This is a genomic window from Streptomyces sp. NPDC107654 (assembly GCF_055639035.1).
This window is the reverse complement of the sequence record NZ_JBVKBI010000004.1, coordinates 426,718-440,397: the sequence shown is the minus strand read 5'-3', so window position 1 is coordinate 440,397 and position 13,680 is coordinate 426,718. Positions and strand designations below refer to the sequence as shown.

The window sequence follows — 13,680 nt, the reverse complement described above, 5'->3', positions numbered from 1 at the left end:
GGCGCTACTTCACCGCGACCTGGGAGATGTCCAGGACGCCGGTCCAGTCACTGATGACGACGTTCTTGACGTCCGAGCCGTACAGCCGCTTGTAGACGGGGTGGAACAGCGGCACGACGAGGGCCTTCTCGCCGATCTTCTGGTCCAGTGCGCCCCACCGCTGGGCGGCGGCGTCAAGGTCGGTCAACTTGTTGATCGCGTCAATCTCGTCATTGACCGACTTGTCGTTGAGCTGGCCCGTGTTGAAGTTCGCGCCGTCCTTGACGATCTGCCGGCCGTCGAAGATGGGGGCGAGGAAGGGGCCGCCGGACGGCCAGTCGGCACCCCAGTGGGCGAGGAAGAGACCGGGCTCGGTCTTCACGCTGTGGATCTTGTCCCGGTAGTCGTTGTCCTCCAGGCCCTGCAGCCTGACCGTGATACCCGCCTTCTTGAGGGCGTCCTGGACGGCGGTGGCGATCTCCGGGCTGGTCTCGAAGTCCTTGTTGTTGGAGTGGGTCAGCGTCACCGTGAGGCCGCTTCGGTAACCGGCCCGCCTCAGCAGTTCCTTGGCCTTCGCCGCGTTGCCGGACGCGCCCGCCGGGAACGGGTCGTGCGGCGTGTGGCCGAAGGACTTCTGGTTCGGCAGGAAGGTGGTGGCGGGCTCGGCGAGGGCGCTGCCGCCGGCCGCGTTGACCACGGAGGACCGGTCGATGGCGTAGGCGATCGCCTGGCGCACCTCCGGCTTGTCGAACGGCTTCACCTTCGGGTTGAAGGCGAGGTAGTTCGTGTAGCCGAAGTGGCCGGTGCCCACGCGCGCGGCCAGCCTCTTGTCGCCGGTCACCTTGGCGAGTTCGGCCGGGCCGAGGTTGGTGTCCGTGGTGACGGCGGCGGCGTCCGCGCCCTGGGACGCGGACAGCCGCTGGTTGATCACCGAGGAGTCGAGGCCGGAGCGCACGTCGATGCTGTCCGGGTACGCCTTGCGCTCCCCGTCGGTCGCCGCCGACCAGTGGGTGTTGCGCTCCAGGACGAGGTGCTCGCCGTCGTTCTCGTTCCTGACGACCTTGTACGGGCCGGAGGAGACCGGATGCGACTCGTACCTGGTGCCGGTGTCCTTGCTCCTGGGCACCGGGGTGAACTGCGTCTGGGTGGCGAGGTACGGGAACTCGCCCTCGGGCTTGTTCAGGTGGAAGACGATGGTCCGGGCGTCCGGCGTCTCGATCGCGGACAGGCCCTTCTTGTCCTTGTACGGCCCCTGGTAGTCGGCGGCACCGACCAGCCAGTCCCGCAGGTAGGGCGCCCCGCCGGAGAGCTCGGGGGCGAAGGAGCGCTCGATGCCGTACTTGATGTCGGCGGAGGTGATCGGCGTCCCGTCCTCGTACTTGAGGCCCTTCTTCAGGGTGTACGTCCACACGGTCGCGTTCTTGTCGGGGCGCCCGGTGTCGGTGGCGAGGTCCGGGACGACCTTGGCGCCGGCCGCGCCGTTCTCACGGTTGCGCGTGGTGAGGGTGCGGAAGACGAGCGAGGGGACGTTTCCGCCACCGGAGGTGTACAGGCGCGCGGGGTCGAAGTCGGTCTGCGGCTCGGAGTTCAGAACCGTGAGCGTGCCGCCCTTGTGGGGCAGGGAGTCGCCACCGGAACCCTTGGCATCGCTGTCCTCAGGGCCGCAGGCGGCGGCGCCCGCTGCCACGACCAGGCTGACGGATGCCGCTGCCACGCGGCGCGCTATGACGGACGGTTGACGCATCGGAATGACGACCTCTCGGGTGACGTGACGGGGTTGATCAAGAGTCGATCAGGACCTGGTCGAGGGTTTCTCGCGCGGTTCTCGATCGCTTCTCGAAAGGTGAGACATGTGGACGAGGAGTGAGACGGCTGCGGGCAGACGTCGGCCCCGGCGTCGGGTCGTCGAGACATCCGTGGCACAGCCACGGACGAAGAGGAAAAGGAGTCGCGACGCGAACGCCGGGAAGGCGGCGTCAGCGACAGTGGATGTCGGCCACGCAGAGCGCGGTCACACCGATGAGCGCCAGCTCGATGGCGGCGCTCCCACGGACGGCATGACTAGACCACATGCGCAGAAATATGTATGAACTCACGACTCATGTCAATGTGACATAAGTGAACCCGGTCAACTCGTGGGGTACGGCCAGGGGTTGGGCCGGCAGTGGATCCCGTCGTGATCGAGGAACTTGGTCTGCTGCTGCATGACGGGGGCCGGCTCGCCGTCCTTCTGGCAGGTGACATGGCCGTGGCCCAGCCGGTGGCCGACTTCATGGTTGATCAACATTTGCCGGTACGCATGGATCCGGTCACCGTATGTCTTGCTGCCTTGAGCCCACCGGTACGCATTGATCATGACGCGTTCGGTCGCTGCCGAGTCGCAGGAGACGTTGTCCTCGGTGGTGTCCAGACCGGACTTGGCGCACCACTTGGCGGTGGTGCCGGGGCTGGCCAGCGTGATCACGAAGTCGGGTTTGCCGGAGGAGACGCGCTCGAAGGTGCGGGCACCGCCGTGCGCCCAGCTGCGCTTGTCGTTCAGGGTCTTCTGCACCGCCTCGGCGAACAGCGCGCCGTCCAGCTCCAGGCCCTGCTCGACATCGACGCGGTAGCGGTACTTCTGCCCGCTGCCGGGGGCCTTGTCGAGTCCGGGCACGGCGTCGAACTTCCCCGGCCCGGCCAGCGTGGCGCCGAGCGGGTACTTCTCGCCCATCTTCTGGTCGTACGTCAGCGTCACCGCGCTCGGCCCGCCCGAGGGTGCCGGCACGCCCGGGACGTCGACGGGGGCACCCGCGTCGTGGACCTGGCCGGTGGCGGACTCCGCCTGCGCGTCCCCGTCCCGTCCCTCGGCCACCTGGCCGGCGACGATCACCGCGAGCACGGTGGTGACGGCGGCCGCCGCGATGCCGGTGAAGGCCCACCCCTTGGTCCCGCCGCGCTGCGCGGGCACGGCGGCGCCGGACGCGGGGGCCCCGGTCTCGTCGGTGTCCGGGGCGTCCCCGGTGTCCCGGGTGCCCCTGACGTCCTCGCTGCCAGCTCCGGACCCGTCGAAGGCGTCGAGGTACTCCTGCCGGGGGCCACGGCGGCGCCGCGCCCCACCCGGTCCCGGATCACCCGGCTCCGCCCGCCGCTGCCGGGGCAGCACGACACCGGGCCCGCCGGCGCCGCCGGCCCGGCCGGTGAACTCCCCCCAGCCACCGCCGGCTTCCCGCTGTTCGGGATGCCCGCCCCGCACCCCCAACACCGGCGCGTCGCCGCCGGCCCTCGGCACACCACGGGCCGGAGATCCGTCGGCCGTCCTCGGCACCCCCCGGCCGGGAGTGCCCTCGGGAAACCGGGGAGCGCCGTCAGGAGCCCCCTGGCCAGCGCCGGGGGCACCCGGCGCGCCGTCCCTCTCGGCGTCGGGGCGTGCACCCCGTCGCTCCCCGCGCCGTGCGGCTATGTCCGCGGAATCGCTCTTGGAGGCCGGTCCGCGGCGGCTGTGACGTCCCACCCCGGCCCTCAGCTCCTCGCGCCCGTGGCGACGGCACCGTCACCGTCACCGGCCTCGGCGTCGGCGTCGGCGCCCTCGCGGGAGCCGGCAGCCTGCGCCAGGAGTTCCCGGAAGGCACCGGCCACCACGTCCGGGTACTCCATCATCGCCACGTGTCCGGCGTCCGGCAGGCACAGCAGACGGGAGTTACGGAAGGCACGGGCGGCCTTGCGGGCCATGCGGAAGCCGACGAGCTGGTCCCGGCCGCCGTAGATCAGCAGGGTGGGGGCGAGCACCCGCTCTGCCTGGCGCCACAGCCCGTGCTGTCCGCCGAGCGTGTACGCGTTGACGATCCCGCGCGCGGAGCGGGCCATCGCGTCCCAGAAGTACGGCAGGCGCAGCCGCCGCTCCAATTCCTCGACGGCATGCCGGAAGGCCTCCGGCGACACCCGTCCGGGATCGCCGTAGCAGAGCGCCATGACGCCGCGCACCCGCTGCTCGGCCGTCCACTCCTTGGTGAGCCGGGTGAACAGTGCGGCGATACCGGGCACGGCGAGCAGCCCCGTCGGCACCGCGGTGCGCTGCACCCGCAGCTCGGGCAGGGCGGGCGAGACGAGCGTGAGCGTACGGACCAGGTCGGGGCGTACGGCGGCCACGCGCGTGGCGACCGCGCCGCCGAGCGAGTTGCCGAAGAGGTGGACCGGGCCGCGGCCGGCCGCGTCCAGACAGCGGATCACCGCGCGCGCGTGCCCGGTGACGGAGTAGTCGCCGTCGTCCGGGGGCGGGGAGTCGCCGAAGCCCGGCAGGTCGACCGCCTCGCTGTCGACGACACCGTCCAGCTCGGCCATGAGCGAGGACCAGTTCTGCGAGGAGCCGCCCAGCCCGTGGACGTACAGCGCGGGCGGCAGGCCCTCGCGCGCGGGGGGCCGGGAACGGACCGACAGCGTGACGCCGGGCAGGCCCACGGACCGCAGCCGCTCGCCCTCGCCGACCCGGACGGGCGCCACCCTGGGGAGCACACTGGCGGCCGGCGGGGTCGGCAACTCGGTCGAAGACATGCGGCAATGTTACGAGGTGATCACGCCGGGGTTCGTGTGTTCGCCGTCACAGCCTGACCCGCGCGGAGCTGGAGAACCGGTGCGGCGAACCCAGTGCGGCGAACGGCCCTGACGGCATGGCGTCAGGATCAGCGGTCTCCTAGGCTCGTACAGAGGGCACCCGCGTGTGGCCCCTGCTCTACCCAGGGACGTTCGTAGGAAGGGAGCCCACCATGGCCTATGACCCCATCGAGCCCGACGCGATCGAGGACGTCGACGAACTGGAGACCGGCGCGGTGCCGGAGCGGGACGTCGAGGCGCCGGAGGTGGACGCCGCCGAGCAGCAGGCGGACATCGCGCCGGACCGCGACGACCCCCTGACGGGCATGGACCCGGACCGCGGGAACGTGGCCGACCTGGTCGAGCAGGCGCGCGTGGTGTCGCTCGACGAGGACGACTACCGCTGACGCCGCGGGACCGCCACCGCCGACCTCACCGGCCCGCCGCCGCCGACCTCACCGGCTCACCGTCGCCGGCCTCGCGGGGCCGCCGTCGCGGATCTCGCGGGCCACGCGGGACCCGGCCGGCCGCGGCGGGCGGCCCGTTCGGCCTTCCGCCCTCGTCCGGTACGTGAAATTCTGCGTCCGCACCGCGCACACCGGGGTTACCGAAACGTACGATGGCGACGCGGCCGACACCGCATGTGGACGACTTTGGGAGGCGGCGTGACAGCCATCGAGCAAACTGAGGCAGCACGCCCGCGCGGCACCCGTCTGCCGCGCCGAGCCCGGCGGAACCAGTTGCTGGGCGCCGCTCAGGAGGTTTTCGTCGCGCAGGGCTACCACGCGGCGGCGATGGACGACATCGCCGAGCGGGCCGGCGTGAGCAAGCCGGTGCTCTACCAGCACTTCCCCGGCAAGCTCGACCTCTACCTCGCGCTGCTGGACCAGCACTGCGAGTCACTGATCCAGTCCGTGCGCGGCGCGCTGGCGTCGACGACCGACAACAAGCAGCGCGTGCGGGCGACGATGGACGCCTACTTCGCCTACGTGGAGGACGACGGCGGGGCCTTCCGTCTGGTCTTCGAGTCGGACCTGACGAACGAGCCCGCCGTGCGCGAGCGCGTGGACAAGGTCACCAACGAGTGCGCCGAGGCCATCTGCGACGTCATCGCCGAGGACACGGGCCTCTCGCGCGCGGAGTCCATGCTGCTCGCCTCCGGCCTGGGCGGACTCGCCCAGGTGGTGGCCCGTTCCTGGCTGCACAGCGACCGCAGTGTCCCGCGCGACCAGGCGGTGCAGCTGCTGACCTCCCTGGCCTGGCGGGGCATCGCCGGTTTCCCGCTGCACGGCACCGAGCACCACTGAGGCCGCGCGCTCCGCGTTTGTTCCCGCGCGGTGTTCGCTCCTGGCGTTCCGGCCCGCAGCGTGTACGTCCCCTCACCGGGCTAATGTGTGCGGGGTACGGCGCGGATGATCGCGCACATCACTGACCGTCGGAGGGACATAGCCGTGGAGGTCAAGATCGGCGTGCAGCACGCGCCCCGCGAGATCGTTCTGGAGAGCGGTCAGAGCGTCGAGGAGGTCGAGCGCCTGGTGAGTGACGCGCTGGCCGGCAAGACGCAGCTGCTGAGCCTCCAGGACGAGAAGGGCCGCAAGGTCCTGGTGCCGACGGACCGTCTGGCGTACGTGGAGATCGGCGAGCCGACCGTTCGCAAGGTGGGCTTCGGCACGCTGTAGACGACAGTCGTGCGAAGGGCCCGGCGGCCGTGTGCCGCCGGGCCCTTCCGCATCCACCGCGCCCACGGACGCGGCCTTGTGCCCGCGCGGGACCGCTCACACGGACGGGGCCGCGTACACAGACGGAGCACAACCTCTCCACAGCGCAGGGTTGCCAACCGCAGGTCACGGGTAAGACGGGGTACGACCGTCGAGCCAGACAGGCCGTGGGAGGGACCCCTACATGATCTTCGAAGCACTCGGCTCCGCCGTGCTGGGTCTGATCCTCGCGTGGGCGGCGACGCACCGCCTCGCCCACCGGCTGCCGGCCCGCCCACTGGTGTTCTGCACGGGCGTGGCCGGAGCCCTCTGCGGCGCCTTCGTCACCCACACCGCCCTGGGCCCCGGCACCGCCCTGCTCAGCCTCGTGGGCGCCGCGATCATCGCGGTGGCGTCGCTGTCCCTGCTCCTGCGCCCGACGGGCCGCCTGGGCCGCCGATCAGCGACGGCGTGAAGGAGCCCCACTCGGCGAGCCGGGGTGCGCCCCCACGGAGCGCTACGCCGCGAGGCCCAGCGCGGCCATCCGCTTGGTGTGCGCCTCCGTGATCCGCGAGAACATCCTGCCGACCTCCGCGAGGTCGAACCCGTCGGCCACCCCGCCCACGAGCATCGTGGACAGTGCGTCCCGGTCCGCGACCACCCGCTGGGACTGCGACAGCGCCTCCCCCATCAGCCTGCGCGCCCACAGCGCCAGCCGGCCGCCCACGCGCGGGTCGGCGTCGATGGCGGCCCGCACCTTCTCCACCGCGAACCCGGCGTGACCGGTGTCGTCCAGCACGGCCAGCACCAGCTCGCGCGTGTCCGAGTCGAGCCGGGCCGCGACCTCCCGGTAGAAGTCGCTCGCGATCGAGTCGCCGACGTACGCCTTGACCAGGCCCTCCAGCCAGTCCGACGGAGCGGTCTGCTTGTGGAAGCCGTCGAGGGCGGCCACGAACGGGTCCATCGCGGCCGTCGGCTCCTCGCCGATCCCGGTCAGCCGGTCCCGCAGCCGCTCGAAGTGGTGGAACTCGGCCGAGGCCATCTTCGCCAGCTCCGCCTTGTCCGCGAGGGTCGGGGCCAGCTTCGCGTCCTCCGCGAGCCGCTCGAACGCCGCCAGCTCCCCGTACGCGAGCGCGCCGAGCAGGTCCACGACCGCGGCGCGGTACTGCGGGTCGGCGGACGCCTGCGCCCAGTCCCGGGCGGCGACACCGGTGGGTTCGGTGGCTTCGGAGGACGGCTTCTCAGGCTTGTCAGAGCTAGTCATGAGGCGCACAATAGCCCGCTTGACGCACCGCTCAACCCCTGGTCAACGAGTGTGACCACGACTACGTGACCAATTCGGCCATCGCGTGTGCGCGATTCCGGGGTATGGTGGTATTGCGCCTGCCAGAGTGCGTCGACGATGCTCGACGCGTCCCGACAGGCCGCACGCATGAGGATGCCCGGTCGGTGGCCCGATCGGCTCCGACCCGACAGCCCTCCAAGGCCGTACGGCAGTGATCGTACGACGGCAGGAGGGACCCTCAGCGGTACGAGCGCTAGAGCGTCGGCAGAGGTCCCGTGTCATACGGCTCGCCCGAGTGGTTGATCCGTACGGCAGCCGACGTCCCCGGCACGGTCAGACATGACCCCCGCTCGCTCGCCTCGCACCGCGCACACAGAAGAGGCAGCACCCTGACTACGACGTTTCGAGAACTCGGAATCCTTCCCGAGACCGCCGAGGCCCTGGAGGCCGTCGGCATCACCACTCCCTTCCCCATCCAGGAGATGACGCTTCCCGTCGCCCTTTCCGGCACGGACGTCATCGGCCAGGCCAAGACCGGCACCGGCAAGACGCTGGGCTTCGGCCTCCCGCTCCTCGAGCGCGTCACCGTCCCCGCCGACGTCGAGGCCGGACGCGCCACCCCCGACGCCCTCACCGACGCCCCGCAGGCGCTCGTCGTCGTCCCCACGCGCGAGCTGTGCACCCAGGTCACCAACGACCTGCTGACGGCCGGCAAGGTCCGTAACGTGCGCGTCCTCGCGATCTACGGCGGCCGGGCCTACGAGCCCCAGGTGGAAGCCCTGAAGAAGGGCGTCGACGTGGTCGTCGGCACCCCGGGCCGGCTCCTGGACCTCGCGGGCCAGAAGAAGCTGGATCTGAAGCACGTCCGGTGCCTGGTCCTGGACGAGGCCGACGAGATGCTCGACCTGGGCTTTCTGCCCGACGTCGAGAAGATCATCGGCATGCTGCCGGCCAAGCGCCAGACCATGCTGTTCTCGGCCACCATGCCGGGCGCGGTCATCGGCCTCGCGCGCCGCTACATGTCCCGGCCCACGCACATCCGCGCCACCGCGCCGGACGACGAGGGCGCCACGGTCGCGAACATCAAGCAGTTCGTCTACCGCGCGCACAACATGGACAAGCCGGAGTTGGTCGCCCGCATCCTCCAGGCCGAGGGCCGCGGACTGGCGATGATCTTCTGCCGTACCAAGCGCACGGCCGCCGACATCGCCGAGCAGCTCCAGCGCCGCGGGTTCGCCTCCGGCGCGGTCCACGGCGACCTCGGCCAGGGCGCCCGCGAGCAGGCCCTGCGGGCCTTCCGCAACGGCAAGGTCGACGTCCTGGTCTGCACCGACGTCGCCGCCCGCGGCATCGACGTCGAGGGCGTGACCCACGTCATCAACTACCAGTCCCCCGAGGACGAGAAGACGTACCTGCACCGGGTCGGCCGCACCGGCCGCGCGGGCGCCAAGGGTACGGCGATCACGTTCGTCGACTGGGACGACATCCCGCGCTGGCAGCTGATCAACAAGGCGCTGGAGCTGGACTTCAACGACCCGGTGGAGACGTACTCCAGCTCCCCGCACCTGTTCTCCGACCTGGGCATCCCCCAGGGCACGAAGGGCATCCTGCCGCGCTCCGAGCGCACCCGTGCCGGTCTGGACGCGGAGGAGCTGGAGGACCTGGGCGAGACCGGTGGCCGTGGTGCGCGCGGCCGTGGCCGCGGTGGACGCGGTGGCCGTGACGAGCCGGCCCCGGCCGAGCGTGAGCGTCCGGCCCGTACGCCGCGCCGACGCCGCCGCACCCGCGGTGGAGCGCCGCTGGACGCGGCCGCCGCACCGGTCGCCGAGACCGCCGGTACGGAGGAGACGACGGCCGAGGCCCGCACTCCGCGCCGCCGTCGCCGTACCCGTGGCGGAGCGTCGGCGGAGCCGGTGACGGCCGCCGCGGCACCCGCGGCGACCGCCGAGGCCGTCGACACCGCCGCCGTCGAGACGGTGGTCACCGCCGAGGGCCCCGCCGTCGTGGACGCCCCGGAGAAGCCGCGCCGCCGCCGCACGCGCAAGTCGGCCGCGTCGGACGCTCCGGCGACCGATGCCGCCGTGACGACCGAGCCGGCCGTGGCCGAGGCCCCGGTGGCCGAGCCCGTGATCGCGGACAGCCCCGTGGCCGAGCCCGAGACCGCTCCGGCCGCGGAGACCAAGCCGCGCCGCCGCACCCGGAAGACGGCCGAGCCGGCCCCTCAGCCGGAGACGGCACCGGAAGCGGCCGAAGCCACCGAGGCCAAGCCGCGCCGGACCCGCAAGACCGCGGCTGCCGCGCCGGAAGCCACGGAGGCCGAGGCTGAGGTCAAGCCCCGCCGCACCCGCAAGACCACGGCTGCCGCCGAGGCCGCCGCGGACACCGCGGACACCGCGGAAGGCACGGAGACCAAGCCCCGCCGCACCCGCAAGGCAGCGGAGCCGGCCACGCCCGACGCCCCCGAGGCCGAGGCCAAGCCGCGCCGGACCCGCAAGGCCACCACGGCCGCACCGGAGACGACCGAGGCCGAGACCGCGACCAAGCCGCGCCGCACCCGCAAGACCACGGCCACCGCTCCGGAAGCCACCGAGGCCGAGGCCGAGGTCAAGCCCCGCCGCACCCGCAAGACCACGGCTGCCGCCGAGGCCGCCGCGGACACCGCGGAAGGCACGGAGACCAAGCCCCGCCGCACCCGCAAGGCCACCACGGCCGCACCGGAGACGACCGAGGCCGAGACCGCGACCAAGCCGCGCCGCACCCGCAAGACCGCGGCCACCGCGCCGGAAGCCACCGAGGCCGAAGCCGAGGCCAAGCCCCGCCGCACCCGCAAGACCACGGCTGCCGCCGAGGCCGCCGCGGACACCGTCGACGGTGAGGCGGCCGCCGCTCCCAAGGCGCGGCGGACCCGCAAGGCCGTGGCCGAGGCGGCCGCTCCGGAGATTCCGGCGCAGGCCACCGAGGAGCCTGAGGTCAAGCCCCGGCGCCGGACCCGTAAGGTGACGGCCGCCGCGGAGGCCCCCGAGGCCTGACCCGGCGCCGCGTGCGCGGTGACGACGTCAACCGGTCCGATGGCCGGGTTCACGACAGTGGACCCGGCCATCGGCGTTTCCCGCCCCGCGGCCCCCGGCCCCCGCCGCACCCCCACCCCGAACCGCCCCCAACCCCGCACCCACTCCGAAACCCGCAGCTCACCCCGCCCCTCCCCCACCACCCACCCCCCGTACTCCCGCCCCCTGCCGATAACCTCTCCCCATGAGCAGGCCGCCCACCTTCGTCCCGCCCCCCGGCGCCCGTGCGTACCCGCTGCGAACGGCTCGCGGTGAGTTCGCCGTGGTGGACGCTCCCGCGGCCCCCGGTGCGCAGCCCAGGGGCGTCGCGCTGCTGCTGCCGGGGTTCACCGGGAGCAAGGAGGACTTCAACCCGCTGCACGTGCCGCTCGCCGAGCGCGGATACCGGACCGTCGCCGTGGACGGGCGGGGCCAGTTCGAGTCGGACGGCCCCGCGACGGACGAGTCCGCCTACGCGCAGGAGGAGTTGGCGCGGGACGTGCTCGCGCAGGCGGAGGCGATCGGCGGCCCGGTGCACCTGCTGGGGCACTCCCTGGGCGGACAGGTCGCGCGCGCGGCCGTCCTGCTCGACCACACGCCCTTCGTGTCGTTCACTCTGATGTCCTCCGGTCCGGCGCAGATCTCGACGTCCCAGCAGCAGCGCGTGAAGCTGCTCCGGGACGCGCTCGCGGTGCTGGGCATGGCGGAGGTGTGGGAGGCGATCCAGGCGATGGAGCCGCCGGAGGAGACGGACACGCCCGCGCTCGACGCCGGGCTGGACGACCGGGACGACCTGCGGCGCCGCTGGCTGGCCACCAAGCCCGCCCAACTCATCGCCACCGGACGCCAGCTGTGCACGGAACCGGACCGCGTCGCCGAACTGGCGGCCGTACCGCTGCCGTTCCACGTGCTGTCGGGCGCGCTGGACGACACCTGGCCGCTGCCGCTGCTCGACGAGATGGCCGTACGGCTGGAGGCGCGCCGGACGGTCGTCGAGGGCGCCGGGCACTCGCCCAACACCGACCGCCCCGCGGAGACGGCCCGCGCCCTCGCCGACTTCTGGGACGGCGTGGCCGGGCAGGCCTAGTACTGTGCCTGCAGATGCTCCCAGAACCCGTCCCGCAGGGCACGCCGCAGGTCCGCCTGGCCGCGCAGGGAGTACTGCAGCAGTGCCTCGGCCTCGACCAGCAGGTCCTGGTCGACGGAGCCGGGCAGGTAGGGGTGGCCGGGGAAGAGTTCGACCATCGCCTCACGGCCCCGGGAGGCGAGCCAGCGTGCCGCGATCTGGGCGCCGACGAAGCGGACGTCCTCGCGGGTGGGGCGGTCGCCGCCGGCCGTGTCGTACGCGGCGGCCGTGCGCCGGGAGACGTACGGCTTGAAGAACTCCAGGTCGAAGGTGCGCTGGCTGTCGACCTCCCAGAGCAGCGGCTCGGCCTGGTTGCGGCCCTCGGGCGCCTCGATGCCCCACAGGTGGACGCGGGCGCCGTAGCCCTGGGCCGCCTCGACCGCCGAGACCAGGTCCTCGTCACCGCCGAGGAGGGCCGCGTCGCTGATCGCGCGGTGGCGGGCGAGTGACTCCAGGTCGGTGCGGATGAGCGAGTCGACGCCCTTCTGCTGGTTGTTGGCGTTGAGGTTGCCGAGGCGGACCTTGACGTCGGGCAGTTCGGCGATGACCTGCTGGTCGGCGGTGTGGATGCGGCGCCGGGCGCCGTCGTACCAGTACACGCGGAGCAGCCGGCTGTCCGCGAAGATCGAGCGGGCCTTGTCGATCAGTGCGTCGATCAGGCCCTCGGCGTCGAGGTCGAAGGCGCGGCGGTCCTCGGTTCCGGCGACCAGCCGGCCGGCGGCCGCGTACAGATAGCCCGCGTCGACGAAGATCGCGTGGGTGGAGGGCGTCTTCGCCACCTCGGCGAGCATGCGTTCGAGCAGCTCGTTCGTGCGGTTGATGCGGACACCGAGGGCGGCCAGGTCGTCGTTCATTGCCTCCATTGTCCCGGTGGTCACATACCGAACACAACCGGTCCCGATCCGTCCTGATCCCGACCCTCATCGATCCCGGTCGATCCCCGTCGGTCCTGATCGGTCTCGACCTGTCGGGCGTCGGCACCCGGCGGCTTACCAGTCAGTAATTAGTCGTTCGAAAAATTTCTTTAGCGTAGGGAATGTTCGTAACAAGCCGCGTGTTGACTACGTACGACGCTGGATACACCAGACGTCACACCAAGTAGTTCTCCGCAGGAGGATGACCAGACGAAGGGAGAAGCCCATGCGCTTCGAAATCATGCGACTCGACGAGGTCGACGGCACCGCCGTGGACAGTACCGTCGTGGACGCCGCCTCCGTCAACCGGATCGTTCAGCAGGCCGCCGCCATAGGGCAGCGCCTGTGGATCCGCCCGGCCGAGACCCCGGCCTCGTAGCCCGTACGGGCACGCGTCACTCAAGCTTTCCGGGGGTGCCGAGCCGTCGTCGGCTCAGCTCCCCCGGATCACCTGAGTGACCCCGTTGATGATCTGCTGCACGGCGATCGCGGACAGCATCATGCCCGCGAGCCGCGTCACCAGGACGACACCGCCGTCCTTGATGACCCGGATGATCAGCAGCGAGTAACGCATCACCAGCCACAGCACGACGTGGATCGCGAGGATCGCGGACCACACCGAGATCTGCGTGGACACGCTGTCGGCCTTCTGCACGGCCAGGATCACGGACACGATCGCGCCGGGCCCCGCCAGCAGCGGCATGCCCAGCGGTACGAGCGCGACGTTGACGTCCTTGGTCTGCTTGGGCTCGTCGGTCTTGCCGGTGAGCAGGTCCAGCGCGATCAGCAGGAGCAGCAGTCCGCCCGCGATCATCAGCGCGGGCACGGACACGTGCAGGTAGTCGAGGATCTGGTGGCCCAGGACGCCGAAGACGGCGATGACCCCGCCCGCCACGCAGACGGCCTGGAAGGCCATCCGCCTCTGCACCTTGGCCGGACGTCCGGCGGTCAGGGCGAGGAAGATCGGGGTGATCCCGGGGGGATCCATGATGACAAAAAGGGTCAGGAACAGGGAGCCGAAGACGGCGATGTCGAACATGGGGGAAGAACAGGCCTTGCGGGAAGA

14 protein-coding genes are annotated in these 13,680 nt (G+C 71.8%); 7 read left to right on the top strand and 7 right to left on the bottom strand.

The window, feature by feature from the left end:
* Positions 1-4: 4 nt before the first annotated feature.
* The 4 genes from ACZ7N4_RS10295 to ACZ7N4_RS10280 form a co-directional block, all read right to left on the bottom strand.
* On the bottom strand, positions 5-1,723 hold the full coding sequence (locus tag ACZ7N4_RS10295) for an ABC transporter substrate-binding protein (RefSeq protein WP_471355999.1): 1,719 nt from the start codon (positions 1,721-1,723) through the stop codon (positions 5-7).
* A 232-nt stretch (positions 1,724-1,955) separates the two neighbouring features.
* Positions 1,956-2,051, bottom strand: a complete 96-nt coding sequence (locus tag ACZ7N4_RS10290; RefSeq protein ID WP_345942578.1) for an Ms4533A family Cys-rich leader peptide — start codon at positions 2,049-2,051, stop codon at positions 1,956-1,958.
* 56 nt (positions 2,052-2,107) lie between these two features.
* Positions 2,108-3,469, bottom strand: a complete 1,362-nt coding sequence (locus ACZ7N4_RS10285) for a DUF3152 domain-containing protein (protein ID WP_471355996.1) — start codon at positions 3,467-3,469, stop codon at positions 2,108-2,110.
* Positions 3,470-3,477: 8 nt separating this feature from the next.
* Positions 3,478-4,506: an alpha/beta fold hydrolase gene (locus tag ACZ7N4_RS10280; RefSeq protein WP_471355994.1), complete on the bottom strand. Its 1,029-nt coding sequence runs from the start codon at positions 4,504-4,506 to the stop codon at positions 3,478-3,480.
* A gap of 212 nt (positions 4,507-4,718) precedes the next feature.
* Between ACZ7N4_RS10280 and ACZ7N4_RS10275 the strand changes: the two genes are divergently transcribed.
* The 4 genes from ACZ7N4_RS10275 (at position 4,719) to ACZ7N4_RS10260 (ending at position 6,717) form a co-directional block, all read left to right on the top strand.
* Positions 4,719-4,952 carry a hypothetical protein gene (locus ACZ7N4_RS10275; RefSeq protein ID WP_471355991.1) on the top strand — a complete coding sequence of 78 codons (234 nt, stop codon included), beginning with the start codon at positions 4,719-4,721 and terminating at the stop codon, positions 4,950-4,952.
* Positions 4,953-5,210: 258 nt separating this feature from the next.
* On the top strand, positions 5,211-5,852 hold the full coding sequence (locus ACZ7N4_RS10270; RefSeq protein ID WP_356855333.1) for a TetR/AcrR family transcriptional regulator: 642 nt from the start codon (positions 5,211-5,213) through the stop codon (positions 5,850-5,852).
* A 144-nt stretch (positions 5,853-5,996) separates the two neighbouring features.
* Positions 5,997-6,224: a DUF3107 domain-containing protein gene (locus tag ACZ7N4_RS10265; protein WP_471355988.1), complete on the top strand. Its 228-nt coding sequence runs from the start codon at positions 5,997-5,999 to the stop codon at positions 6,222-6,224.
* Positions 6,225-6,447: 223 nt separating this feature from the next.
* Positions 6,448-6,717, top strand: coding sequence for a hypothetical protein (locus ACZ7N4_RS10260; protein ID WP_471355986.1), 270 nt, complete (start codon positions 6,448-6,450; stop codon positions 6,715-6,717).
* Positions 6,718-6,759: 42 nt separating this feature from the next.
* Here the strand turns inward: ACZ7N4_RS10260 and ACZ7N4_RS10255 are convergent, their stop codons facing one another.
* Complete coding sequence (locus ACZ7N4_RS10255) at positions 6,760-7,506, bottom strand: ferritin-like fold-containing protein (protein WP_471355984.1); 747 nt, start codon at positions 7,504-7,506, stop codon at positions 6,760-6,762.
* 503 nt (positions 7,507-8,009) lie between these two features.
* On the opposite strand from ACZ7N4_RS10255, the gene ACZ7N4_RS10250 reads away from it, so the two are divergent.
* Positions 8,010-10,556, top strand: coding sequence for a DEAD/DEAH box helicase (locus ACZ7N4_RS10250; RefSeq protein WP_471355981.1), 2,547 nt, complete (start codon positions 8,010-8,012; stop codon positions 10,554-10,556).
* Positions 10,557-10,779: 223 nt separating this feature from the next.
* On the top strand, positions 10,780-11,661 hold the full coding sequence (locus ACZ7N4_RS10245; protein ID WP_471355978.1) for an alpha/beta fold hydrolase: 882 nt from the start codon (positions 10,780-10,782) through the stop codon (positions 11,659-11,661).
* On the opposite strand, the gene ACZ7N4_RS10240 is transcribed toward ACZ7N4_RS10245, so the two are convergent.
* Positions 11,658-12,563 (bottom strand): NYN domain-containing protein, encoded by a 906-nt coding sequence (locus ACZ7N4_RS10240; protein WP_471355976.1) that lies wholly within the window; start codon positions 12,561-12,563, stop codon positions 11,658-11,660. The genes ACZ7N4_RS10245 and ACZ7N4_RS10240 overlap by 4 nt on opposite strands.
* A gap of 277 nt (positions 12,564-12,840) precedes the next feature.
* Here ACZ7N4_RS10240 and ACZ7N4_RS10235 point away from each other — a divergent pair, with 277 nt between their 5' ends.
* A complete protein-coding gene (locus tag ACZ7N4_RS10235; protein ID WP_014674826.1) occupies positions 12,841-12,993 on the top strand; it encodes a hypothetical protein in 153 nt (50 codons plus the stop codon).
* Positions 12,994-13,047: 54 nt separating this feature from the next.
* Here the strand turns inward: ACZ7N4_RS10235 and ACZ7N4_RS10230 are convergent, their stop codons facing one another.
* The gene (locus tag ACZ7N4_RS10230) at positions 13,048-13,653 is read right to left on the bottom strand and encodes a MarC family protein (RefSeq protein ID WP_471355972.1); all 606 of its coding nucleotides are present in this window, start codon (positions 13,651-13,653) and stop codon (positions 13,048-13,050) included.
* Positions 13,654-13,680 lie beyond the last annotated feature (27 nt).